The sequence below is a fragment of the Streptomyces eurocidicus genome, assembly GCF_002891295.1.
GTDB lineage: Bacteria > Actinomycetota > Actinomycetes > Streptomycetales > Streptomycetaceae > Streptomyces > Streptomyces eurocidicus.
The window spans coordinates 241115-261565 of sequence record NZ_LGUI01000001.1; the positions used below are offsets into that span (position 1 = coordinate 241115).

19 protein-coding genes and 1 riboswitch are annotated in these 20451 nt (G+C 70.9%); of the genes, 5 read left to right on the top strand and 14 right to left on the bottom strand.

The window, feature by feature from the left end:
- Positions 1-17 precede the first annotated feature (17 nt).
- From AF335_RS01020 to AF335_RS01030, 3 genes are all read right to left on the bottom strand, one after another.
- On the bottom strand, positions 18-1097 hold the full coding sequence (locus tag AF335_RS01020; RefSeq protein ID WP_102916347.1) for a C40 family peptidase: 1080 nt from the start codon (positions 1095-1097) through the stop codon (positions 18-20).
- A gap of 294 nt (positions 1098-1391) precedes the next feature.
- Positions 1392-2771: an NYN domain-containing protein gene (locus AF335_RS01025; RefSeq protein ID WP_102916348.1), complete on the bottom strand. Its 1380-nt coding sequence runs from the start codon at positions 2769-2771 to the stop codon at positions 1392-1394.
- 19 nt (positions 2772-2790) lie between these two features.
- Positions 2791-3030 (bottom strand): hypothetical protein, encoded by a 240-nt coding sequence (locus AF335_RS01030; protein ID WP_087928448.1) that lies wholly within the window; start codon positions 3028-3030, stop codon positions 2791-2793.
- Between the two features lie 281 nt (positions 3031-3311).
- Between AF335_RS01030 and AF335_RS01035 the strand changes: the two genes are divergently transcribed.
- Complete coding sequence (locus tag AF335_RS01035; protein WP_102916349.1) at positions 3312-4082, top strand: rhomboid family intramembrane serine protease; 771 nt, start codon at positions 3312-3314, stop codon at positions 4080-4082.
- Positions 4079-4360: an Lrp/AsnC family transcriptional regulator gene (locus AF335_RS01040; RefSeq protein WP_102916350.1), complete on the top strand. Its 282-nt coding sequence runs from the start codon at positions 4079-4081 to the stop codon at positions 4358-4360. The genes AF335_RS01035 and AF335_RS01040 overlap by 4 nt, the downstream gene beginning before the upstream one ends.
- A gap of 203 nt (positions 4361-4563) precedes the next feature.
- Here AF335_RS01040 and AF335_RS01045 read toward each other — a convergent pair whose 3' ends face one another.
- From AF335_RS01045 to ctaE, 6 genes are all read right to left on the bottom strand, one after another.
- Positions 4564-5919, bottom strand: coding sequence for an aminotransferase class V-fold PLP-dependent enzyme (locus AF335_RS01045; RefSeq protein ID WP_102916351.1), 1356 nt, complete (start codon positions 5917-5919; stop codon positions 4564-4566).
- Positions 5920-6129: 210 nt separating this feature from the next.
- Positions 6130-6246: riboswitch (SAM riboswitch) on the bottom strand.
- An 80-nt stretch (positions 6247-6326) separates the two neighbouring features.
- Positions 6327-7391, bottom strand: a complete 1065-nt coding sequence (trpD, locus tag AF335_RS01050; RefSeq protein ID WP_102916352.1) for an anthranilate phosphoribosyltransferase — start codon at positions 7389-7391, stop codon at positions 6327-6329.
- A gap of 166 nt (positions 7392-7557) precedes the next feature.
- Positions 7558-9183: a cytochrome bc1 complex cytochrome b subunit gene (gene qcrB, locus AF335_RS01055; protein WP_102916353.1), complete on the bottom strand. Its 1626-nt coding sequence runs from the start codon at positions 9181-9183 to the stop codon at positions 7558-7560.
- Entirely contained in the window at positions 9180-10238 is a 1059-nt protein-coding gene (gene qcrA / locus AF335_RS01060; protein WP_102916354.1) for a cytochrome bc1 complex Rieske iron-sulfur subunit, read from the bottom strand. The genes qcrB and qcrA overlap by 4 nt, the downstream gene beginning before the upstream one ends.
- Complete coding sequence (qcrC, locus tag AF335_RS01065) at positions 10235-11044, bottom strand: cytochrome bc1 complex diheme cytochrome c subunit (protein WP_102916355.1); 810 nt, start codon at positions 11042-11044, stop codon at positions 10235-10237. The genes qcrA and qcrC overlap by 4 nt, the downstream gene beginning before the upstream one ends.
- Positions 11045-11117: 73 nt before the next feature.
- On the bottom strand, positions 11118-11738 hold the full coding sequence (gene ctaE / locus AF335_RS01070; RefSeq protein ID WP_102916356.1) for an aa3-type cytochrome oxidase subunit III: 621 nt from the start codon (positions 11736-11738) through the stop codon (positions 11118-11120).
- Between the two features lie 374 nt (positions 11739-12112).
- Here ctaE and AF335_RS01075 point away from each other — a divergent pair, with 374 nt between their 5' ends.
- Positions 12113-12514: a DNA-binding transcriptional response regulator gene (locus AF335_RS01075; RefSeq protein WP_102916357.1), complete on the top strand. Its 402-nt coding sequence runs from the start codon at positions 12113-12115 to the stop codon at positions 12512-12514.
- A 101-nt stretch (positions 12515-12615) separates the two neighbouring features.
- On the opposite strand, the gene AF335_RS01080 is transcribed toward AF335_RS01075, so the two are convergent.
- From AF335_RS01080 to ctaC, 4 genes are all read right to left on the bottom strand, one after another.
- Positions 12616-13863 (bottom strand): L,D-transpeptidase, encoded by a 1248-nt coding sequence (locus tag AF335_RS01080; RefSeq protein WP_102916358.1) that lies wholly within the window; start codon positions 13861-13863, stop codon positions 12616-12618.
- Between the two features lie 127 nt (positions 13864-13990).
- Positions 13991-14389 (bottom strand): cytochrome c oxidase subunit 4, encoded by a 399-nt coding sequence (locus AF335_RS01085; protein ID WP_095579058.1) that lies wholly within the window; start codon positions 14387-14389, stop codon positions 13991-13993.
- Entirely contained in the window at positions 14386-16110 is a 1725-nt protein-coding gene (gene ctaD, locus AF335_RS01090; protein WP_102916359.1) for an aa3-type cytochrome oxidase subunit I, read from the bottom strand. The genes AF335_RS01085 and ctaD overlap by 4 nt, the downstream gene beginning before the upstream one ends.
- On the bottom strand, positions 16107-17078 hold the full coding sequence (gene ctaC / locus AF335_RS01095; protein WP_102916360.1) for an aa3-type cytochrome oxidase subunit II: 972 nt from the start codon (positions 17076-17078) through the stop codon (positions 16107-16109). The genes ctaD and ctaC overlap by 4 nt, the downstream gene beginning before the upstream one ends.
- A 367-nt stretch (positions 17079-17445) precedes the next feature.
- Here ctaC and AF335_RS01100 point away from each other — a divergent pair, with 367 nt between their 5' ends.
- On the top strand, positions 17446-18852 hold the full coding sequence (locus tag AF335_RS01100; RefSeq protein ID WP_102916361.1) for a cysteine desulfurase/sulfurtransferase TusA family protein: 1407 nt from the start codon (positions 17446-17448) through the stop codon (positions 18850-18852).
- 165 nt (positions 18853-19017) lie between these two features.
- Here AF335_RS01100 and AF335_RS01105 read toward each other — a convergent pair whose 3' ends face one another.
- Positions 19018-19992: a carbohydrate kinase family protein gene (locus AF335_RS01105; protein ID WP_102916362.1), complete on the bottom strand. Its 975-nt coding sequence runs from the start codon at positions 19990-19992 to the stop codon at positions 19018-19020.
- Between the two features lie 165 nt (positions 19993-20157).
- Between AF335_RS01105 and AF335_RS01110 the strand changes: the two genes are divergently transcribed.
- Complete coding sequence (locus tag AF335_RS01110) at positions 20158-20373, top strand: hypothetical protein (protein ID WP_102916363.1); 216 nt, start codon at positions 20158-20160, stop codon at positions 20371-20373.
- The last annotated feature ends 78 nt before the right edge of the window (positions 20374-20451 follow it).

A 20451-nucleotide genomic window follows, 5' to 3' on the forward strand; every position in this document is an offset into this window, starting at 1 on the left:
CATTCGGCGGTATCCGGTCAGCCTATGCGGACACCGAACTGGAAGGGCATGTTCCCCATCGACTCGTAGCGGACGTTGGTGCCCGAGCGGGGGGCGTGCAGGGTCTGGCCGTTGCCCGCGTAGAGGCCGACGTGGTGCTGGTCGCCGTAGAAGATGACCAGGTCACCGGGCTTGAGCTGGCTCTGGTCGTAGATGCGGGTGCCGGCGTTGGCCTGGTCCTGCGAGATGCGCGGCAGGGTGACGCCGGCCTGCGCGTACGCCCAGGAGGTCAGCCCCGAGCAGTCGAAGGAGCCGGGGCCGGTCGCGCCCCAGACGTACGGGGTGCCGATCTTGCTCTGCGCGGCGGAGAGCGCGGCGGCGGCGCGGCCCGAGGTGGGCAGGTCCTTGCCGAGGTCCGGGCGGCTCTCGCCACGGCCGGCGCGCGAGTCGCCGCCGCTCTTGGCGTCGCCCTTGGCACCGTCCTTGCCGCCGTCCTTGGCGTTCTCGCCGGCGATCTCGGCGCGCTCCTTGGCGGTGAGGGTGTTGAGGAGCTTCTGGGCCTCGGCGAGCTTGCCCTGGACCTCCTCCTTCTTCTCCCCGAGGGCCTTACGGGTCTCCCCGAGGTCCTTGAGCTTGCCGGTGGCCTCCTGGCGCTGCTGCTTGAGCGTGCGCTGCTTCTCGGAGATCTGCTTGAGGGTGTCGGCCTGCCGGGCGCTGAGCTGGTTCAGCGTGGACGCCTTCTCCAGGAAGCTGTCCGGGTCGGAGGAGAGCAGCAGCTGGAGGGAGGGGTCGATGGCGCCGCCGCGGTACTGGGCGGTCGCGACCGAACCGAGGCTGTTGCGGAGCTTGTTGAGCTCCTCCTGGCCGCGGGCGACCTTGTCCTGGAGGTCGCCGACCTGCCGGTCGAGCTTCTCCTGCTTCTCCTTGGCCCCGTTGTACTTCTCGGTGGCCTGCTCCGCCTCTTCGTAGAGCTTGTCGACCTTGGACTTCACGTCCGCCTTGCTCGCCTCGTCCGCGCTGGCGGACTGGGCCGAGAGGACGACGGCCGCGGCGGCGGTCACGGTGAGCACGGTCACCCGGGTGCGGCCCGGCTGCTTGGGACGACGGTGGGACGCCACGGAGACGGGCTCCTTCTTCCTCGGCCGCCCGGCGCGCGGGATCCACGGTCGCGGCGGGACCCTCGCCGCCACCCCGAATGGATGATCTACCGCGCGAAGGTTCGAGGCCCGACACTAGTGACCCTCATATGATCCGTTCAAATCCTCAAGCGAAAAATCTCGCCTCATGTGGCGAAGCTTTACCGACAGGACACAGCCGGTAAGCGGAATCTGACGTTCAGGCACCTTGAGCGCCCCGGACCGGCCCGCTCGGACCCGGCCGGGGCCGGTCGAGGTGCCGGCCGGGGCGCCGGTTCAGGTGCGGGCAAGTCGCTTGAGCAGCAGGGCCGATGCCACCGGCCGCGCACCCGCCTTGGCGACCCCGTCGGCCACCTCGCGGTCGGTGGAGACCACCACCACCGGGCGGCCCGGCGGCTCGGCCCGCACCAGCTGGCGGATCAGCTCGTCGGCCGTGACGCCCGGCTTGCTGAACAGCACCCGCACCCCGCGCGGCGGCGCGAGCAGCACCGGCGCGGCCAGCTCGGCGCCGTCGAAGACACAGGTCATCTCCGCGCCGGTCTGCGCGGCCAGCATGGCGAGCCCGCCCAGCAGCCGCAGCCGCTGCTTGTCCAGCGGCATCGTCGGATAGCCGGTCTTGGTGACGTTGTAGCCGTCGACGACCAGATGCGCCTGGGGCAGCGCCAGCAGTTGGTCGAGCAGGGCCGGATCGGTCTCCGACAGCGCGCGGGTCGCGATGTCCTTGGGCGTCATCCGGCCCGGCTCCACCGCGTCGACCGTGTCGGCCGGGTGCACCGACGCCGGCGGCAGGGCCAGCTCCCGGCGGAGCCCCTGGGCCGCGTCCAGGACCGTGTCCAGCAGCAGCCGCAGCCGCATGTCCTCCACACTGCGGCCCTCGCGGGTCGCCCGGCGGCTGGCCTCCAGCGCCGCCTCGGCCTCCGACAGCCGCGCCTTGAGCCGGCGCGCCTCGCCCAGCGCCGCGGCCTTCTCGGCGGCGCCGGCCGTCCGCACGCCCTCCAGCTCGGTCTCCGCCTTGCGCAGCGCGGCCTCGCCGCGCCGCACATCGCTCTGCGCGCTGCGCAGCTTGCGCTGGAGCGCGTCGGTCTCCTTGCGCGCCGCGTCCAGCTCCGCGCGCACGCGCTCGTTCTCCGTGCGCGCCTCGGCGCGGGCCTCGGCCAGCTCCTCGCGCAGCCGCCGCAGCTCGCGCTGCGCCTCCTCGCCGGCCCGCTCGGCGCTCGCCCGCTGGGCCTCCTCGCCGGCGGCCGTGACCAGCTTGACCCAGCCGGCGGGCCGCAGCACATAGGCCATGGCCGCCACGTCCTCCGGGTCCGCGGCGGCGGGCGGCGAACCGGCGTCCAGCGCCTCGGCCAGCTCGGAGCCCGTCTCCCGCAGCCGGGCGGAGATCCGCTGCCGGAACGCCGCGTCGTTCTCCACGGCCGCGGCCATGGCGTTGCCCGCGAACTTGGCGCGGCGGCTCGCGGTGAACCGGGCGTACTGGCGCAGCGCGGCGGGCAGTTCGGCGACCGTCAGGCCCCCGAACGCCTCCGCGACCAGCCCGATGACCCGGCGCCTGACGCCTTCGGGCAGGGGTCGGTCGAGCACCTCGGCGACACCGTCCGGCCCACCGGTGTCCTCGGGTTCACCGGCCGCGTCCGCGCCGCCTGTATGCTCAACCACCGTTCACTGCTCCCGTTCTTCAGGCGCTCGCGCCCGGCCGGTCCACCAGCTCGATCTGGTCGACCGCGTTGCACCACCGGCACCGCACGGACTCGATCGTCTCACTGACCACTTCACGCTCCTCCACCCGAGGCTCTCCGGCCAGGTCGAGGTGCACGTATTCCACAGCCTTGGTCGAGCGCGTCACATCGAACCTGGTCAGATTGCCGCACAGCGTGCAGCGCCAGCGGGTCTCCGCCGTCGGCTGGGGAACGCCCATGGTGTCGCCGTCCGTCCTCGTCTGTCGTCGATCTGTCGTCGGTTCGTGCCGGCCGGCCGTCGTTCGCCGATCCGCCGACCGTCTGCTGACTGTCTGCTCTCCGGCCGGGCGCCGTTCGGGCGTCCCGGCGGGCCGCGGTGCGCCGTCGAACTGCGGGTGTGCTCCCCGTAACCCTACGTCCTGATGGTCATGCGGCGCCCGGATGGCCGCAGTACGGCCCCTCATCCGCGCCCCGGCGAGGCGCTCTGTGCGGTTTGCTGCCGGTACGCCATGATCTGCTCATGATCCGAAAGGCAGCGCGCCCGCGGTCCGCGACGCCCGTGGTCACCTACGCCCTCATCGGCATCTGCTGTGCCGTCTTCGTGCTCGGCCCCACCTCCGGCCTGACGGTCTGGCCCACGCCCCCGGGGGCCGAGAGCTCGGGGCCCGCGCAGCTGGCCGCGCAGAGCGCCTACTTCGCCCACTGGGGCGTGGTGCCGGAGGAGCTCTGGCACGGCCCACCGGGCGAACTGCTCACCCCGCTCACCGCTCTCTTCCTGCACGGCAACTGGCTGCACCTGCTGGGGAACATGCTCTTCCTCCATGTGTTCGGCGCCATGGCCGAGGAGCGCATGGGCCGGGTCGCCTTCGCGCTCTTCTACCTCGCCGCCGGGGTGCTGGCACTGCTCGGCTACGCCGCCGCGCACGCCCACTCCGAGCAGACGCTCGTCGGGGCCTCCGGAGCGATCTCCGGAGTGCTCGGGGCCTTCCTCTACCTCTTCCCCCGGGCCCGGGTCACCAGCCTCTTCCCGTTCCTCTTCTTCCTGCCGCTGCGCTTCCCCGCCTGGGCCGTCCTGCTGTTCTGGTTCGTCCTGCAGTGGCTGGCCGCCCGGACGGCCGACGACCGGCCCGGAGTCGCCTATCTGGCCCATGTCGTGGGCTTCTCGCTCGGCTTCCTCTACGCATGGGCCCGGTACAGGCGTGCGGTTAGAGTGAAAGACGCAGCCGGGCCGCACGAGGGCCCGCGCTCTCCCGGGGGGCAGCCCCCGACCCCCGAGAGGAGCCAGCCATGATCACTTCGATCGTGCTCATCAAGACCGACGTCGACCGCATCCCGGAGATCGCCGAGCAGATCGCCGCGCTGGAGGGCGTCAGCGAGGTGTACTCCGTGACGGGCGCGCACGACCTGATCGCGATGGTGCGGGTGGCGCGGCACGACGATCTGGCGGACGTCATCCCCGGCCGCATCAGCAAGGTCCCGGGGGTGGCCTCGACGGAGACGCACATCGCGTTCCGCACGTACTCGCACCACGACCTGGAGGCGGCGTTCGCGATCGGCCTCGACGCGTAGCGCCGTCCGGCGGGGGCTTTTTCCCCTACCCGCCCCTTCCCGAATGTCCTCAAACGCCGGACGGGCTGAAAATCAGCCCGTCCGGCGCTTGAGGACCGGGGTCCGGGGCGGAGCCCCGGTTCGGGAAGGGGCGGGTAGGGGAAAGGCCCGCCGCAGGCGCACCACCCGCCCTCCGCCACACCCGCACCCACGTACCGCACCCGCTACGCGGGCACGCACCGCCCGCCCACCGTCCGGTACGACCACCGCGCCCCGTCCCGCACCAGCCCCCGCACCGCGGACACGAACCGCGTCACATGCTCGTCCGGCGTCCCCGCCCCGAAGCTCACCCGGATCGCGTTCAGGTTCCCCCCGTCAGGGGCCCCGCACTCGCCCGGGGCGTCCGGGGTGCCGCCGAGCAGCAGGCGTACGAGCGGGTGCGCGCAGAAGAGGCCGTCGCGGACGCCGATGCCGTACTCCGCGGAGAGGGCCGCCGCGAAGTGCGAGCTGTTCCAGCCGTCCACGGTGAAGGCGAGCACGCCGACCCTCGGGGCGTCGTCGCCGAACAGCGAGAGCACCCGGACCTCCGGCACCTCGGCGAGGCCCGCCCGGACGGTCTCGATGAGCCGCCGCTCGCGCTCCACGAGCCCCTCGAAGCCCGCCTCGGTGAGCGCCTTGCAGGCCGAGGCGATGGCGTAGGCGCCGATGACGTTGGGCGAGCCCGCCTCGTGCCGGGCGGCGGTCGCGTGCCAGTCGACGGCGACCCCGCCGGCCGCGTCCCGCGTCACCTGGCGGGTCGCGCCGCCGCCCGCCAGGTAGGGCGCCGCGTCCTGGAGCCAGTCCGGGCGGCCGGCGAGCACCCCGGCGCCGAACGGCGCGTACAGCTTGTGCCCGGAGAAGGCGATCCAGTCGGCGTCCAGCTCCGTGACGTCCACGGGGTGGTGCGGGGCGAGCTGCGCGGCGTCCAGCACGATCCGGGCGCCGTGGGCGTGCGCGGCCGCCGCCAGCTCCCGTACGGGCCACAGCTCGCCCGTCACGTTCGACGCGGCCGTCACGCAGACCAGCGCGGGGCCGTAGGGCTCCCGGTCGGCGAGGGCCCGCTCCAGGGTCTCGACGGCCTCGCGGGGCGAGCGGGGCGCGTCGAGGTAGGTGACCGTGACGTCCGCGCGCCGCTCCCAGGGCAGCAGCGCCGCGTGGTGCTCGGTCTCGAAGACGAACACCCGGCAGCCGGCCGGGACCGCGGCCGCGAGGAGGTTGAGGGAGTCGGTGGTCGAGCGGGTGAAGACGACCTGGTCGTCCGGGCGGCAGCCGAGGAAGGCGGCGACCTCGGCGCGGCTGTTCTCGAACAGGTCGGTGGACAGCTGGGAGAGGTACCCGGCGCCGCGGTGGACGCTGCCGTAGTAGGGCGCGTACGCCGCCACGTCGTCCCAGACCCGCTGGAGCGCGGGGGCGCTGGCCGCGTAGTCGAGGGCCGCGTAGGTCACCTCGCCGCCGGTCACCAGCGGCACCCGGACGTCCCGCCCGAGAACGGGCAGAGGGGGGCAAACCGATCGGTCGGCGGCAAGGGTGGGTACGGACATGGCGAACTCCCGTGGGAAGGCAGGCGAATTCCGCCGCGTGACGAGCGCGGGGGAACTGAAAAGGCGCGAAGGGCGCGTAACGACGCGAGAAGGCGCGTCAGAAAACGGGAAAAGGGGCCCGCGGAGCCCTGGAAAAAGGGCTCGCAGTGCCCTAACGCATTCGCTGAACCACGGAAGGAACTCCCTCGGCAACCAGGATCCCTGGCGAGGGATCCGCGCTTGCCGCAGACCTCTGTGCCTGCGACCCGGTCATCACCCGGGGCACCCCGCCGCAGAAGGAGGGTTGCCGGACAGCGGGCCGGGGCCGTGTCGCTGTCACTCGTGACCTGGCGAGGAGTATGGCACAACTGATCGTCGCGCGAAAAGGGGCGTCCGTATCACGGACGCCCCCACCTCGCCCCGGGGCGTCAGGCGTTGCTGGCCTCGACCCAGCGGTCGAGGGCGCCCTTCGCCGCCCCGGAGTCCAGCGACTCCGCGGCCCGCGCGATCCCCCGGGCGACCTGCTCCGTGAGCGGCGCGTCCGTCGGGTCCAGGGCGACCAGCGCGGCCGCCGCGTTCAGCAGCACCGCGTCCCGTACGGGCCCGGTGGCGCCGTCCAGCAGCCGGCGGGCGACATCGGCGTTGTACGAGGCGTCGGCGCCGCGCAGCGCCTCCACGGGCACCAGCGGGATGCCCACGTCCCGGGGGTCGAAGGGCTCCTCGCGGACCTCGCCGGCCCGGACCACCCAGACCCGGGAGGTCGCGGTCGTGGTCAGCTCGTCCAGCCCGTCGTCCCCGCGGAAGACCAGCGCGGAGGAGCCGCGTTCGGCGAGGACGCCGGCCAGGATCGGGGCCATCCGCGCGTCGGCGACCCCGGTGGCCTGGGCCCGCACCCGGGCGGGGTTGGTCAGCGGGCCGAGCACGTTGAAGGTGGTCCGGATGCCCAGCTCCCGGCGCGCGGGGGCGACATGGCGCAGCGAGGGGTGGAACTTCACGGCGAAGCAGAAGGTGATGCCCGCCTCCTCGGCCACCTCGACCACGCGGCGTGGCGTCAGGTCCAGATTGACGCCGAGCTTCTCCAGGACGTCCGAGGCGCCGCTGGCGGAGGACGCGGCGCGGTTGCCGTGCTTGACGACCTTGGCTCCGGTGCCGGCGACGACGATCGAGGACATGGTGGAGATGTTGACGGTCTTGGCGCCGTCGCCGCCGGTGCCCACGATGTCCACGCTGGGGCCGGGCACCTCGATGAGGTTGGCGTGCGCGTACATGGTGCGGACGAGGCCGGAGATCTCGGCGACGGTCTCGCCCTTGGCGCGCAGCGCGACCGCGAAGCCGGCGATCTGGGCGTCGGTGGCCTCGCCGCGCATGATCCGGTCCATGGCCCAGGCGGTGTCGTCCGCGCTCAGGTCCACGCCGCCGAGCAGGGCCTCCAGGAGACCCGGCCAGGAGGGAGCCACCGCGCTGTCGCCGCCTGCCGGGGTCACAACGTTCATGGTCCACGCTCCTGGTGGTCGGACTGCGAGCCGCCGCCGTCCGGGGCTCTGCCGGCTCCAGCCTATCCAGCCCCGGGAACGGCGAAGAGCCCCGTCCACGCGCTGGACGGGGCTCTCGCTGTGGCGATCAGCGATCAGTGGCCGGTGCGGACCGGCCGGTCGGGGATCAGTGGTGGCCGTGGCCGCTGGTGATCTCCTGGTACTCCTCCGCGGTGGGCTTGGCGATCTGCGTGCCCTCGCCGTAGAAGCCCTTCGAGAGCTTCACCCGGAGCTTCTCCGAGCCGGTGATCTTGCGCTTGACACCGTTCTCGTCGACCTCGGGGCCGAGCTCGAGCGGCCTGGGCTGCTCGTGCGACGTGAGGGTGTGCAGTTCCTCCTGCGACAGCGGCTCGTGGACCTCGACGAACTCACCGTGCGGCAGGCGCTTGATGATGCCCGACTCGCGGCCGTGCAGCACCTTGTCCTTGTCGCGGCGCTGGAGGCCCATGCACATCCGGCGGGTGGCGATGAAGACCAGCGCCGGGATGACGAAGAAGCCGATCCGGACGAACCAGGTGATGGCGTTGATCGAGAGGTGGAAGTGGGTGGCCCACAGGTCGTTTCCACCACCGACCAGCATCACGAAGTACGCGGCGATCCACGCGGCGCCGAAGGCGGTGCGCGTCGGGTGGTTGCGCGGGCGGTCCAGCAGGTGGTGCTCGCGCTTGTCACCGGTGACCCAGGACTCGATGAACGGGTAGACCGCGATCGCGCCCAGGACCAGCGGGAAGATCACCAGCGGGATGAACACGCCCAGGACGAGCGTGTGGCCCCAGAGGTTGATCTCCCAGCCCGGCATGACACGGATCAGACCCTCGGCGAAGCCCATGTACCAGTCGGGCTGGGCGCCGGTGGACACCTGGTCCGGCCGGTACGGGCCGATGGCCCAGATCGGGTTGATCGAGGCGATGGCCGCGATGGCCGCGATGATGCCGAAGACCAGGAAGAAGAAGCCACCGGCCTTGGCCATGTAGACCGGCATCAGCGGCATGCCGACGACGTTCTTCTCGGTCCGGCCGGGGCCGGGGTACTGGGTGTGCTTGTGGTACACGACGAGGATGAGGTGCGCCACGAGCAGACCGAGCATGATGCCCGGCAGCAGCAGGACGTGGATCGAGAAGAAGCGCGGCACGAAGTCCGAGCCCGGGAACTCGCCGCCGAAGAGGAACATCGAGATGTACGTGCCGATGATCGGCACGGACAGGATCGCGCCCTCCATGAAGCGGACACCGGTGCCGGAGAGCAGGTCGTCCGGCAGGGAGTAACCGGTGAAGCCGGTGAACATGCCGAGGACGAACAGCAGGAAGCCGAACAGCCAGTTGACCTCGCGCGGCTTGCGGAAGGCACCCGTGAAGAAGACGCGCATCATGTGCACGAACATCGCCGCGAGGAAGATCAGCGCGGCCCAGTGGTGGATCTGCCGGATGAGCAGACCGCCACGGACGTCGAAGCTGATGTTCAGGGTGGAGGCGAACGCCTCCGACATCCGCATGCCCTGCATGGGCACGTACGGGCCGTGGTAGACGACCTCGTTCATGCTCGGGTGGAAGAACAGCGTCAGATACACACCCGTGAGGATGATGATGATGAAGCTGTAGAGGCAGACCTCGCCCAGCATGAAGGACCAGTGGTCCGGGAAGATCTTGCGCATGTTGGCCTTGGCCAGGGTGTAGATACCCAGCCGGCCGTCGGCCCAGTCGGCTACCCGCTCACCCGCGGGCGCCTTGCGCCGGTTGTCCGTCGTAGTACTCATCCGCGCTCCCAGTAGGCAGGACCGACGGGCTCGGCGAAGTCGCCCATGGCCTCAAGGTAGCCCTTGTCGTTGACCTTGATCCGCAGCTGCGGAAGGGCGTGTCCGGCCGGGCCGAAGATCACGCGCCCGCCGTCGGAGAGGTCGAAGGTGGACTGGTGGCACGGGCACAGCACGTGGTGCGTCTGCTGCTCGTAGAGGCTGATCGGGCAGCCGACGTGCGTGCAGATCTTGGAGAACGCGACGATGCCGTCGACGGACCAGTCCAGCTCGCGCTTGTCCTTGATGTTGTCCGGCTGGAGCCGGACGATCATCAGGGCGGCCTTGGCGATCTCCTTCTGGAAATCGTGGTCCTCCTCCTTCATGCCCTCGGGCATGGCGAAGGTGAGGGAGCCGACCTGGATGTCCTCGGGCCGCAGGGGCTGGAGGGTGTTCTGGTTGACCAGCATCTTGCCCTCGGACCAGGCGGTCTTCCGGAGCTTGGTGCCCGGGAGCGGTCCGAGGTCACGGAGCAGGACCACGCCGGAGAGCGGCAGCAGCGCGAGCGCGCCGAACATGGTGCGGCGGATCAGCGGGCGCCGGCCGATGGCCGACTCCTCGGCGCCTTCCCGGAAGTCGGCCATGACCTTGGCCTTGACCTCGGGCTCGGCCGCGATCGCGTGACGCTCGTCGGCGACCTCCACGTCCGACATCAGCGTGCGGGCCCAGTGGACCGCGCCGGCGCCGATGCAGAACAGCGCCACGCCGAGGGTGAGCCCCAGCGAGAAGTTGAGGGCGCTGATGTGGCCGATCGGGAAGACATAGATGATCTTGTCGACCGGCAGGGTCACGTACGAGGCGATGAACCCGACCGTGGCCAGCATGGACAGCAGGAACAGGAACGCGACCGCGCGCTCGGAGCGCTTCGCGGCCCGCTCGTCGATGTCCTGGATGCGGTGCTCGTGCGGCGGCATGCCCGGGTCGGCGAACGGGTCGGCGACCTTCGTGGTCACGGCTCCGCCGTGCACCTCGTCCTGCGTGCTCGGCAGGTTCTCTTCTGGAATGTCTTGGCTACTCATGACTTCTTGGCCTTTGCGGTCCGGCAGGCGACCCAGATGGCGGCGGCGATCAGCGCACCGAGACCGAAGATCCACGCGAACAGACCCTCACTGACCGGGCCGAGCCCACCCAGTTCGAGGCCGCCGGGGCTCTCCGCCTTGCTGCTGTTGACCGTGTCGAGGTACGCGATGATGTCCTTCTTGTTCTTCTCCGACATCGTCGTGTCGGGGAAGGAAGGCATGTTCTGCGGGCCGGTCTGCATGGCCTCGTAGATGTGCTTGGGGTCGATGTCCTCAAGGGTGGGGGCGTACTTGCCGTTCGAGAGGGCGCCGCCCTTACCGGTGAAGTTGTGGCACTGCGCGCAGTTGGTGCGGAAGAGCTCCCCGCCCTTGGCGATGTCCGCGCCGTCGGGGCTGTACTGCTCCTTCGACGGAACCGACGGACCGGCACCGAGGGAGGCGATGTACGCGGCGAGCTGGTCGATCTCCGCCTGGTCGTAGATCGCCTTCTTCCTCGGCGCCTGGGCGCCCTGCTGCTGCAGCGGCATACGGCCGGTGGCGACCTGGAAGTCGACGGCCGCGGCGCCCACGCCGACGAGGCTCGGGCCGTCGGTGGTGCCCTGACCGCCGGTGCCGTGGCAGCTGGCGCAGCCCACGGAATAGAGCTTTTTGCCCTCCTCGATGGCAAGGGACTGGGCGGTGTCATCGGCCTTGGCCGTGTCCGCCGGCGCGAACGCGGCGTACAGCCCCCCGGTTACCGCCAGCGCGAAGAGTAGGACGACGACCGCCGCCAGCGGATGGCGTCGTCGTGCGGAGAGCTTTTTCACGGATTACCCCGGTGTCAGGATCTTCTGCGTCGATGCGGGACTGATGGTCCGGTGCGGGACCGAAATCTTCGGGTTACTTGATCAAGTAGATCGTGGCGAAGAGGCCGATCCACACCACGTCGACGAAGTGCCAGTAGTAGGACACGACAATGGCCGCCGTCGCCTGGTGGTGCGTAAACCTCTTGGCCGCGTACGTCCTGCCCAGGACCAGCAGGAAGGCGATCAGGCCGCCCGTCACATGCAGGCCGTGGAAGCCGGTCGTCAGGTAGAAGACCGAGCCGTACGGGTCGGAGGACAGGGAGAGCCCGTCCTTCTTGACCAAATCGGTGTACTCGAAGACCTGGCCGCCGATGAAGAAGGCACCCATCACGAACGTGATCACGAACCACAGGCGCAGCTTCTTCACGTCACCGCGCTCGGCGGCGAACACACCGAGCTGGCAGGTCAGTGAGGAGAGCACCAGGATCGTGGTGTTGGTCGCCGAGAACGGAAGGTTCAGCGCGGACGCCATTTCCTTCCAGTGCTCGGCACCCATGACCGATCGCAGGGTGAAGTACATCGCGAAGAGGGCCGCGAAGAACATCAGCTCGGAACTCAGCCAGATGATGGTTCCGACGCTGGTGAGGTTCGGCCGGTTGACCGAGGGGTGCGCGTGCCCGGTATCTACTGCTGTTGCTGTCGCCACGACCGACATTATGTCGGTCGCTTATCTCGCGCTCACTCCGGGGGGTGCCGTTCGGTGTGTCAAGACCGTATGCCCTGCTCGTACGGCCCAAGGCGGGGGTCCCCCAAAGGGGGGAAGCAGACGTTCCGCAGCCCTGCCGGGGACCCGCCGAGGCCCTGGTGGGGGCCTGCCGGAACCCTGCCCGGGCCCCGGTGCGACCGCTGGTGACGGGCCGTCGGGCGGGGCCGCGGACAGATCTTTCGGGGGTGCCGGACCCTCCTCGGGCGCGGCGCGCGCGGAGTAGCATCCGCGCAGGCGGTGCCTCGGCGCACGCCTGCGCGGTCGCCCCCGCGCGCGCCGTGCCCGTGCCACAGCCGTGCCCGTCCACTCAGCCTGGAGGAACGATGCAGCCGACCGCCACGGTGCTGGTCTACAGCGACGACGCGGGCACCCGCGAGCAGGTGCGGCTGGCCGCGGGCCGCCGCCCGGCGGCCGATGTGCCCGCCGTGGAGTACCTGGAGTGCGCGACGCTCCCCGCCGTCCTGGCGGCCCTGGAGGAGCGCCGGGTCGACGTGTGCGTGCTGGACGGCGAGACGGCGCCCGCGGGCGGCATGGGCGTCTGCAGGCAGCTCAAGGACGAGGTCTACCGCTGCCCGCCGGTGCTGCTGCTCATGGGGCGCCCGCAGGACGCCTGGCTGGCCACCTGGAGCCGCGCCGACGCCGCCGTGACGCACCCGCTGGACCCGGCGGTGTTCGCGGACGCCCTGGCCGGGCTGCTGCGCGGCAAGCGGCCCGTGGAAGCCTGAGCGGGACCCGTCCCCCGGCCCCTGCCGAAACAGGCCCCGGAAGGACGCCGCAGCGGCCCCTGAGGGGCCGCTGCGGCGTCCTGCGGGCCCCCCGGCCGGGGCTACACCTCGGGGCGCAGCCGGGCGGCGTCGGCGGGGTTGCTGCCGTCGCGCTTGCCGGCCGCCAGGGCGCTGCCCTCGCGCCACTGCTTCCAGGGCATGTTCCAGTCCCCGAAGCCGTTGTCGAAGGGCGTCATGGTGGTGCCCGCGCTGTTGACGACCTTGACGAGGTCGCCGAGGTGGATGGTGTCGAAGAACCACTTGGCGTTGTCGGTGCTCATGCCGGTGCAGCCGTGGCTGACGTTCTCGCTGCCCTGCGAGCCCTCGGACCACGGCGCGGCGTGCACGTACTCGCCGCTCCAGGTCACCCGGGTGGCCCAGCGGACCGGCAGGTCGTAGGAGTCCTCGCTGCCCTCGGCGATGCCGATGCTGGTGCCGCGCATGCGTACGAAGGATTCCCTGCCGAGGACCACCTTGACCCCGTTGCGGGTCGCGTAGCCCGGCTTGCCCGTGGTGACCGGGATGGAGCGGATCTCCTTGCCGTTCCGCAGCACCGTCATGCTGTGCGCGGCGGCGTCCGTGACGGCCTCGATGCGGTCGCCGATGGTGAGCCTCACGGGCTTGGAGGAGCCGCCGTAGAGGCCGCCGGCGACCTTTATGCCGTCCAGGCCGGAGCGGACCTCGACGGTGGTGCGGGCGGGCCAGTAGTCCTTGGGCCGGTAGTGCAGGGTCCGGTTGTCCACCCAGTGCCAGGCGCCGTCCACGGCGGGCCGGGTGTCGACCTTCAGGGCCCGCTCGACGACGGCACGCGCGGCGGGGTCCTGGACGGGGGCGCTGAGCTCGGCCGTGACGGGCTGTCCGACACCGTAGGTGCCGCTCTGCGGGCCGAAGGCGACCCGGAGCAGCCGGTCGGCCGCGCTGGTGTCGAAGCCGACCGTGCGGCGCCCCTGGAAGCCGTCCTCGTCCTCCGTGCTGACGCGGACGGTGTAGTGCGCGCCGGCCGCGAGCGCGCCGGTGCTGTGCCAGCGGCGGCCGTCGGCGTCGAGCTCGCCCTTCACAAAGCGGCCGGCGGCGTCCGTCGCGGTCACGTCGGTGATCCGGTCCGTGCCGTCGGCGGTCACCTCCAGCGGCTTGCTGGGGTCGGCCTTGCGCCCGTCCTCGGCGCCGGTGAGCGCGACCTGCCCGGTGGCGTCGTAGGGCGCGTCGGCGAGCGGGTTCGACGAGCCGCCGCACGCGGTGGCCCCCAGCGCCACGGAGGACACCAGCATGGCGCAGAGGTGCACCACACGGCGTCGAGGAGAGTGACTCATGGTCACACCGTAGGAAGGATCGGGGCCCTCGGCCTGCGGGGTGACTCCGAACGGGTGGCGGCCCCGGCAACGCGCCGGGCCCCGCACACCGGAGGGTGTGCGGGGCCCGGACGGAGCGGTGCGGAACCTACTGGTTCTGGTTCTCACCGCGGTAGAACTCGAACACCCAGCCGAAGAGGCCGACGGCGATGACCGGGGCGGAGAAGTACATCAGCCACCAGCCGAAGCAGATGCTCATGAAGGCGAGCGCGCCACCGATGGCCAGGGACAGCGGCTGCCAGCTGTGCGGGGCGAAGAAGCCCAGCTCGCCGGCGTCGTCGGCGACGTCCGCGTCCTTGTTGTCCTGAGCGCCCGCGTCCACCCGGCGCGCGGTGAACGCCAGGTAGTAGCCGACCATGATGCACAGACCGAAGGCCAGGAACAGCGCGGTCGTACCCGCCGGCTCCTTCGACCACACGCCGTAGACGATCGCCATGGCGAGGACGAAGACGGCGAGCCAGATGAACATCTTGCCCTGGATCTTCACTTGCCGGCCTCCTTGCCACCCGCGAGGGCCTTGTCGGCGCCGAGGTTCTCCTCGAGCTCCAGCGCCGCGATCTCCGGGTGGTGCAGGTCGAACGCCGGGGATTCGCTACGGATCCGCGGCAGGGTGAGGAAGTTGTGCCGCGGCGGCGGGCAGGAGGTCGCCCACTCCAGCGAGCGGCCGTAGCCCCACGGGTCGTCGACCTCGACCTTCTTGCCGTACTTGGCGGTCTTCCAGACGTTGTACATGAACGGCAGGATCGACAGGCCGAGCAGGAAGGAGCTGATCGTCGAGATCGTGTTCAGCGTGGTGAAGCCGTCGGCGGCGAGGTAGTCCGCGTAACGGCGCGGCATGCCCTCGGCGCCCAGCCAGTGCTGGACCAGGAACGTGCCGTGGAAGCCCACGAACAGCGTCCAGAAGGTGATCTTGCCCAGGCGCTCGTCCAGCATCTTGCCCGTGAACTTCGGCCACCAGAAGTGGAAGCCGGAGAACATCGCGAACACCACGGTGCCGAAGATGACGTAGTGGAAGTGCGCGACCACGAAGTACGAGTCGGAGACGTGGAAGTCCATCGGGGGCGAAGCCAGGATGACGCCGGTCAGACCACCGAAGGTGAAGGTGATCAGGAAGCCGACGGCCCAGAGCATCGGGGTCTCGAAGGACAGCGAGCCCTTCCACATGGTGCCGATCCAGTTGAAGAACTTCACACCGGTCGGGACCGCGATCAGGAAGGTCATGAAGGAGAAGAACGGCAGCAGCACACCGCCCGTGACGTACATGTGGTGCGCCCACACCGTCACGGACAGACCCGCGATCGAGATCGTGGCCGCGATCAGACCCCAGTAGCCGAACATCGGCTTGCGGGAGAAGACCGGGATGACCTCGGAGATGATGCCGAAGAACGGCAGCGCGATGATGTACACCTCTGGGTGGCCGAAGAACCAGAAGAGGTGCTGCCAGAGCAGTGAACCGCCGTTCGCCGCGTTGAAGATCTGGGCGCCGAACTTACGGTCCGCCTCCAGGGCGAACAGCGCGGCGGCCAGCACCGGGAAGGCCAGCAGGACCAGGACACCGGTCAGCAGGACGTTCCAGGTGAAGATCGGCATGCGGAACATCGTCATGCCCGGGGCGCGCATGCAGATGATCGTGGTGATGAAGTTGACCGAACCGAGGATCGTGCCGAAGCCGGAGAAGGCCAGACCCATGATCCACATGTCGGCGCCGACGCCCGGCGAGCGGACCGCGTCCGACAGCGGGGAGTAGGCGAACCAGCCGAAGTCGGCCGCACCCTGCGGGGTGAGGAAGCCGGCCACCGCGATCAGCGAGCCGAAGAGGTAGAGCCAGTAGGCGAACATGTTCAGCCGCGGGAACGCCACGTCGGGCGCGCCGATCTGCAGCGGCATGATCCAGTTCGCGAATCCGGCGAACAGCGGCGTCGCGAACATCAGCAGCATGATCGTGCCGTGCATCGTGAACGCCTGGTTGAACTGCTCGTTCGACATGATCTGCGTGCCGGGACGGGCGAGTTCGGCGCGCATCACGAGCGCCATCAGGCCGCCGATGCAGAAGAACGCGAACGACGTGACCAGATACATCGTGCCGATGGTCTTGTGGTCAGTGGTGGTGAGCCACTTGATCACAGTACTGCCGGGCTGCTTCTGGCGTACGGGCGGTGCTGCCGTGGCTGTCGCGGCGGCACCCTGGGGTTCGTTGAGGATGCTCACTTGTTCTTGGTCTCCGCGTTCTTCGCGTGATCCGTCTGCGCGATACCCGCCGGCTGGTAACCGGTCTGGCCCTTGGCCGCCAGCTCCTTCAGGTGCGCCTTGTACCGCTCGGGAGAGACGACCTTCACGTTGAAGAGCATCCGGGAGTGGTCCTGGCCGCAGAGCTCGGCACACTTGCCCATGAAGGTGCCCTCCTTGTTCGGGGTCACCGTGAAGCTGTTGGTGTGGCCCGGGATGACGTCCTGCTTCATCAGGAACGGAACCACCCAGAAGGAGTGGATGACGTCCCGCGAGGTGAGGACGAACTGGACCGTCTCACCCTTGGGCAGCCACAGCGTGGGGCCCGGGTTGTTGTTCTGCGGGTTCCGGTCACCGGGGACGCCGACCTCGTAGACGCCCTCGGCGCCCTTCGGGGTCTTCTCCAGGAACCGGTCCGGGATCGCGTCGAGCTCCTTGTTCTCCCGGAGCGGCTTCGCCGGGGTCGCGGCGTTGCCGTCGACGTCCTCCATGTAGTTGAAGGCCCAGCTCCACTGGAAGCCCACCACGTTGATGACGTGCTGCGGCTTGTCCGGGTTGGTCAGGAGCTTGTTCTCGTCACGCGCGGTGAAGTAGAAGAGCACCGACACGATGATGATCGGGACCGCGGTGTACAGCGCCTCGATGGGCATGTTGTACCGGGTCTGCGGAGGAACCTCGACCTTGCTCCGGCTGCGCCGGTGGAAGATGACGCTCCAGATGATCAGGCCCCACACCAGGACGCCGACCACGAGGGCGGCGGCCCAAGAGCCCTGCCACAGGGAGAGGATCCGCGGCGCCTCTTCCGTGACGGGAGTGGGCATTCCGAGGCGGGGAAAGTCCTTATATGTGCAACCGGAGGCGGTCGCAAGGACAGCGCCCGCGGCCAGCGCCTGCAGCAGCTTCCGCCGCACCGGGCGCCGCGACGAGCGGTCGGAGCCGTTGGGACTCACGTAGCGCCTTCCCGAGAGTCTCGCCCGTGCGACCGGCTGCGGCCGTCTCACTGGTCGGTCGCCGGCCCGCTGCGGGCAGGGGTTTGGATGTTTATGCGGACCAAACCCTACTGGACGCTATTTGGGGCCGCGCGGGGAGGGTGCCCAACGCGCCGGGCCACTCCCCGAAGGGGTGGAATACAGGGCTCCGGCGGCTATCTGGAGGACCGTCAGTGCAGCGTACGGGGGGTGCGTACGGGTGACGGGCGGAGCCGGGCGGCCCTCCCGGAAAGCACTGGACGATCTTGGGCGCGACGCCCGGCGATCCCACGCCCCGAGAGTCCCCCGGCACCCGCCCCGGCCGCCCCGAGGGCGTTAGCGTGTCGCCGTGCCCTACTTCGACGCCGCGTCCGCCGCCCCGCTGCACCCCGTCGCCCGCCAGGCCCTGCTGGCCTCCCTCGACGAGGGCTGGGCCGACCCCGCCCGGCTCTACCGCGAGGGCCGCCGGGCCCGGCTGCTGCTGGACGCCGCGCGCGAGGCCGCGGCGGAGGCGGTCGGCTGCCGGCCGGACGAGCTGGTGTTCACCCCATCGGGTACCCGCGCGCTGCACGACGGCATCGCGGGCGCGCTGGCCGGCCGCCGCCGGACGGGCCGCCATCTGGTGGTGTCCGCCGTCGAGCACTCGGCCGTCCTCCAGTCGGCCGCGTCGCTGGAGGCGGCCGGCGGCACGGTGACCGAGGTCGCCGTGGACCGTACGGGCCGGGTCGCGCCCGGCTCCTACGCCGCGGCCCTGACCCCCGGTACCGCGCTCGCCGCCCTGCAGTCCGCCAACCACGAGGTGGGCACCGTGCAGCCGGTCGCCGAGGTCGCGGAGGAGTGCCGGGCGGCGGGCGTGCCGCTGCTGGTGGACGCCGCGCAGTCGCTCGGCTGGGGCCCGGTCGAGGGCGGCTGGTCGCTGCTGACCGCGAGCGCCCACAAGTGGGGCGGCCCGGCGGGGGTGGGACTGCTGGCGGTGCGCAAGGGCGTGCGCTTCGCGCCCCAGGGACCCTCGGACGAACGGGAGTCGGGGCGCGCGCCCGGCTTCCCCGACCTGCCCGGGATCGTCGCCGCGGCCGCTTCGCTGCGCGCGGTGCGGGCGGAGGCGGCGGCCGAGGCGGCCCGGCTGCGGGAGCTCGTGGAGCGGGTACGGGCCCGGGTGCCGGAGCTCGTGCCGGACGTGGAGGTGGTCGGCGACCCCGTACGGCGGCTGCCGCACCTGGTCACCTTCTCCTGCCTGTACGTCGACGGCGAGGCGCTGCTGCACGCCCTGGACCGGGCCGGGTTCTCCGTCTCGTCCGGCTCCTCGTGCACCTCCAGCACGCTGATGCCCAGCCATGTGCTGCGGGCGATGGGCGTGCTGTCGGAGGGCAACGTCCGCGTCTCGCTCCCGGCCGGGACGCGGGCCGCGGACGTGGAGGCGTTCCTCGGCGTGCTGCCGGGGGCGGTGGCCTCGGTCCGCGAGCGGCTGGGCGTCCCCCGGGAAGCGGCCGCGGCGGCCCCGTCCCCGACCGGCTCCGGCTCCGGTGCGGCGGCGGAGCTGGTCGTGGACGCGCTCGGCAAGCGGTGCCCGATCCCCGTGATCGAGCTGGCCAAGGTGATCGGGGACGTGCCGGTGGGCGGCCTGGTGACGGTGCTGTCCGACGACGAGGCGGCGCGGCTGGACGTCCCGGCGTGGTGCGGGATGCGCGACCAGGAGTACGTGGGGGAACGCCCGGTGCCGGGCGGGACCGCGTACACGGTGCGGCGCCGCGGGTAGGCGGTGGCCGGGCTGACGCGCGGTGTCTTCAATCGCCGGACGGGCTGATTTCAGCCCGTCCGGCGATTGAGGACCGGGGTCCGGGGCGGAGCCCCGTTCGGGAAGGGGCGGGGTGGGGAAGACCCGCCGGGCGCGCCCGGGCACGTGCGCGGACGCGCGGACGCGTCAGGCCAGGTGGGCCCGGACCTCGGCCGCGGCCTCGTCGCCGTACGCCTTGGTGAAGCGCTCCATGAAGTTCCCGCGCCGCAGCTCGTACTCCTGGGTGCCGAGCGTCTCGATGACGAGCGTGGCGAGCATGCAGCCCAGCTGCGCCGAGCGCTCCAGCGAGAGCTCCCACGTCAGGCCCGCGAGGAAGCCCGCGCGGAAGGCGTCGCCGACGCCGGTCGGGTCGACCTTGGCCTCCTCCTGCGCACAGCCGACCTCGATCGTGGGCAGGCCGGCCCGCTCGATGCGCACGCCGCGGGCGCCCAGCGTGGTGACGCGGGTGCCGACCTTGGCCAGGATCTCCTCCGCCGACCAGCCGGTCTTGGACTCGATGAGGGCCTTCTCGTACTCGTTGGTGAAGAGGTACGCGGCACCGTCGACGAGGACGCGGATGTCGTCGCCGTCCATGCGGGCGAGCTGCTGGGAGGGGTCGGCGGCGAACGCGACGCCCCGCGAGCGGCACTCCTCGGTGTGGCGGATCATCGCCTCGGGGTCGTCCGCGCCGATCAGGACCAGGTCGAGGCCGCCCACGCGGTCGGCGACCGGCTTCAGCTCGATCTGGCGGGCCTCGCTCATCGCCCCGGTGTAGAAGGACGCGATCTGGTTGTGGTCGGTGTCCGTGGTGCAGACGAAGCGCGCGGTGTGCAGCACCTCGGAGATGCGGACGGAGGCGGTGTCGACGCCGTGCCGGTCCAGCCAGGCGCGGTACTCGGCGAAGTCCTGGCCGGCGGCGCCCACCAGGATCGGGTGGAGGCCGAGGACGCCCATGCCGAAGCAGATGTTGGGGGCGACGCCACCGCGGCGCACGTCCAGGTCGTCGACGAGGAACGAGAGCGAGACGGTGTGCAGCTGGTCCGCCACAAGCTGATCGGCGAAACGGCCGGGAAAGGTCATCAGGTGGTCGGTGGCGATGGAGCCGGTGACAGCGATACGCACGGCGGGTCTGCTCCTGCAGGGGCGAGGTGACATGAAGGACAGGAAGAGCCACACCACGCTACCGGGTCCGGAGTCGCACTTGGGTTCGGATCCAGCCATCCAACGGACAAAATTACCTAATAGTAGCCCTTTCTCGGTGTGCCGGGTGATGCGTACGGTGCCGGTATGCCGAACCCTGTGAAGGACGTCACGTTCATCGAATCCGAGCCCGAATCCCTTGAGGAACTGCGTCGCCTGTGCGCCCGGATGGCTCCGCACTGGGCCGGCGCCGGGCCGGTCCCGGCCGTCCCCGCGCCCGTACCGCCCTCGCGCATCCACGGGGTGTCGGTGCCCCCGGCCTCCGCACGGCTGCTGGACGGAATGTCGGAGTACGGCGACTGAGGACTGGTGGAACCGCTCGCTCCTGCGCTCCGTCCAAGCGACGTCCCCCTCCCAGGGGACACCGCAGTACACACATTG

What these genes read in the sequence shown, in the direction of transcription:
- AF335_RS01030 (WP_087928448.1), bottom strand. Translation starts at nt 3,030, where the DNA reads ATGGGCGTTCCCCAGCCGACGGCGGAGACCCGCTGGCGCTGCACGCTG.
- AF335_RS01035 (WP_102916349.1), top strand. Translation starts at nt 3,312, where the DNA reads ATGATCCGAAAGGCAGCGCGCCCGCGGTCCGCGACGCCCGTGGTCACC.
- AF335_RS01040 (WP_102916350.1), top strand. Translation starts at nt 4,079, where the DNA reads ATGATCACTTCGATCGTGCTCATCAAGACCGACGTCGACCGCATCCCG.
- AF335_RS01045 (WP_102916351.1), bottom strand. Translation starts at nt 5,919, where the DNA reads ATGTCCGTACCCACCCTTGCCGCCGACCGATCGGTTTGCCCCCCTCTG.
- trpD (WP_102916352.1), bottom strand. Translation starts at nt 7,391, where the DNA reads ATGAACGTTGTGACCCCGGCAGGCGGCGACAGCGCGGTGGCTCCCTCC.
- qcrB (WP_102916353.1), bottom strand. Translation starts at nt 9,183, where the DNA reads ATGAGTACTACGACGGACAACCGGCGCAAGGCGCCCGCGGGTGAGCGG.
- qcrA (WP_102916354.1), bottom strand. Translation starts at nt 10,238, where the DNA reads ATGAGTAGCCAAGACATTCCAGAAGAGAACCTGCCGAGCACGCAGGAC.
- ctaE (WP_102916356.1), bottom strand. Translation starts at nt 11,738, where the DNA reads ATGTCGGTCGTGGCGACAGCAACAGCAGTAGATACCGGGCACGCGCAC.
- AF335_RS01075 (WP_102916357.1), top strand. Translation starts at nt 12,113, where the DNA reads ATGCAGCCGACCGCCACGGTGCTGGTCTACAGCGACGACGCGGGCACC.
- AF335_RS01080 (WP_102916358.1), bottom strand. Translation starts at nt 13,863, where the DNA reads ATGAGTCACTCTCCTCGACGCCGTGTGGTGCACCTCTGCGCCATGCTG.
- AF335_RS01110 (WP_102916363.1), top strand. Translation starts at nt 20,158, where the DNA reads ATGCCGAACCCTGTGAAGGACGTCACGTTCATCGAATCCGAGCCCGAA.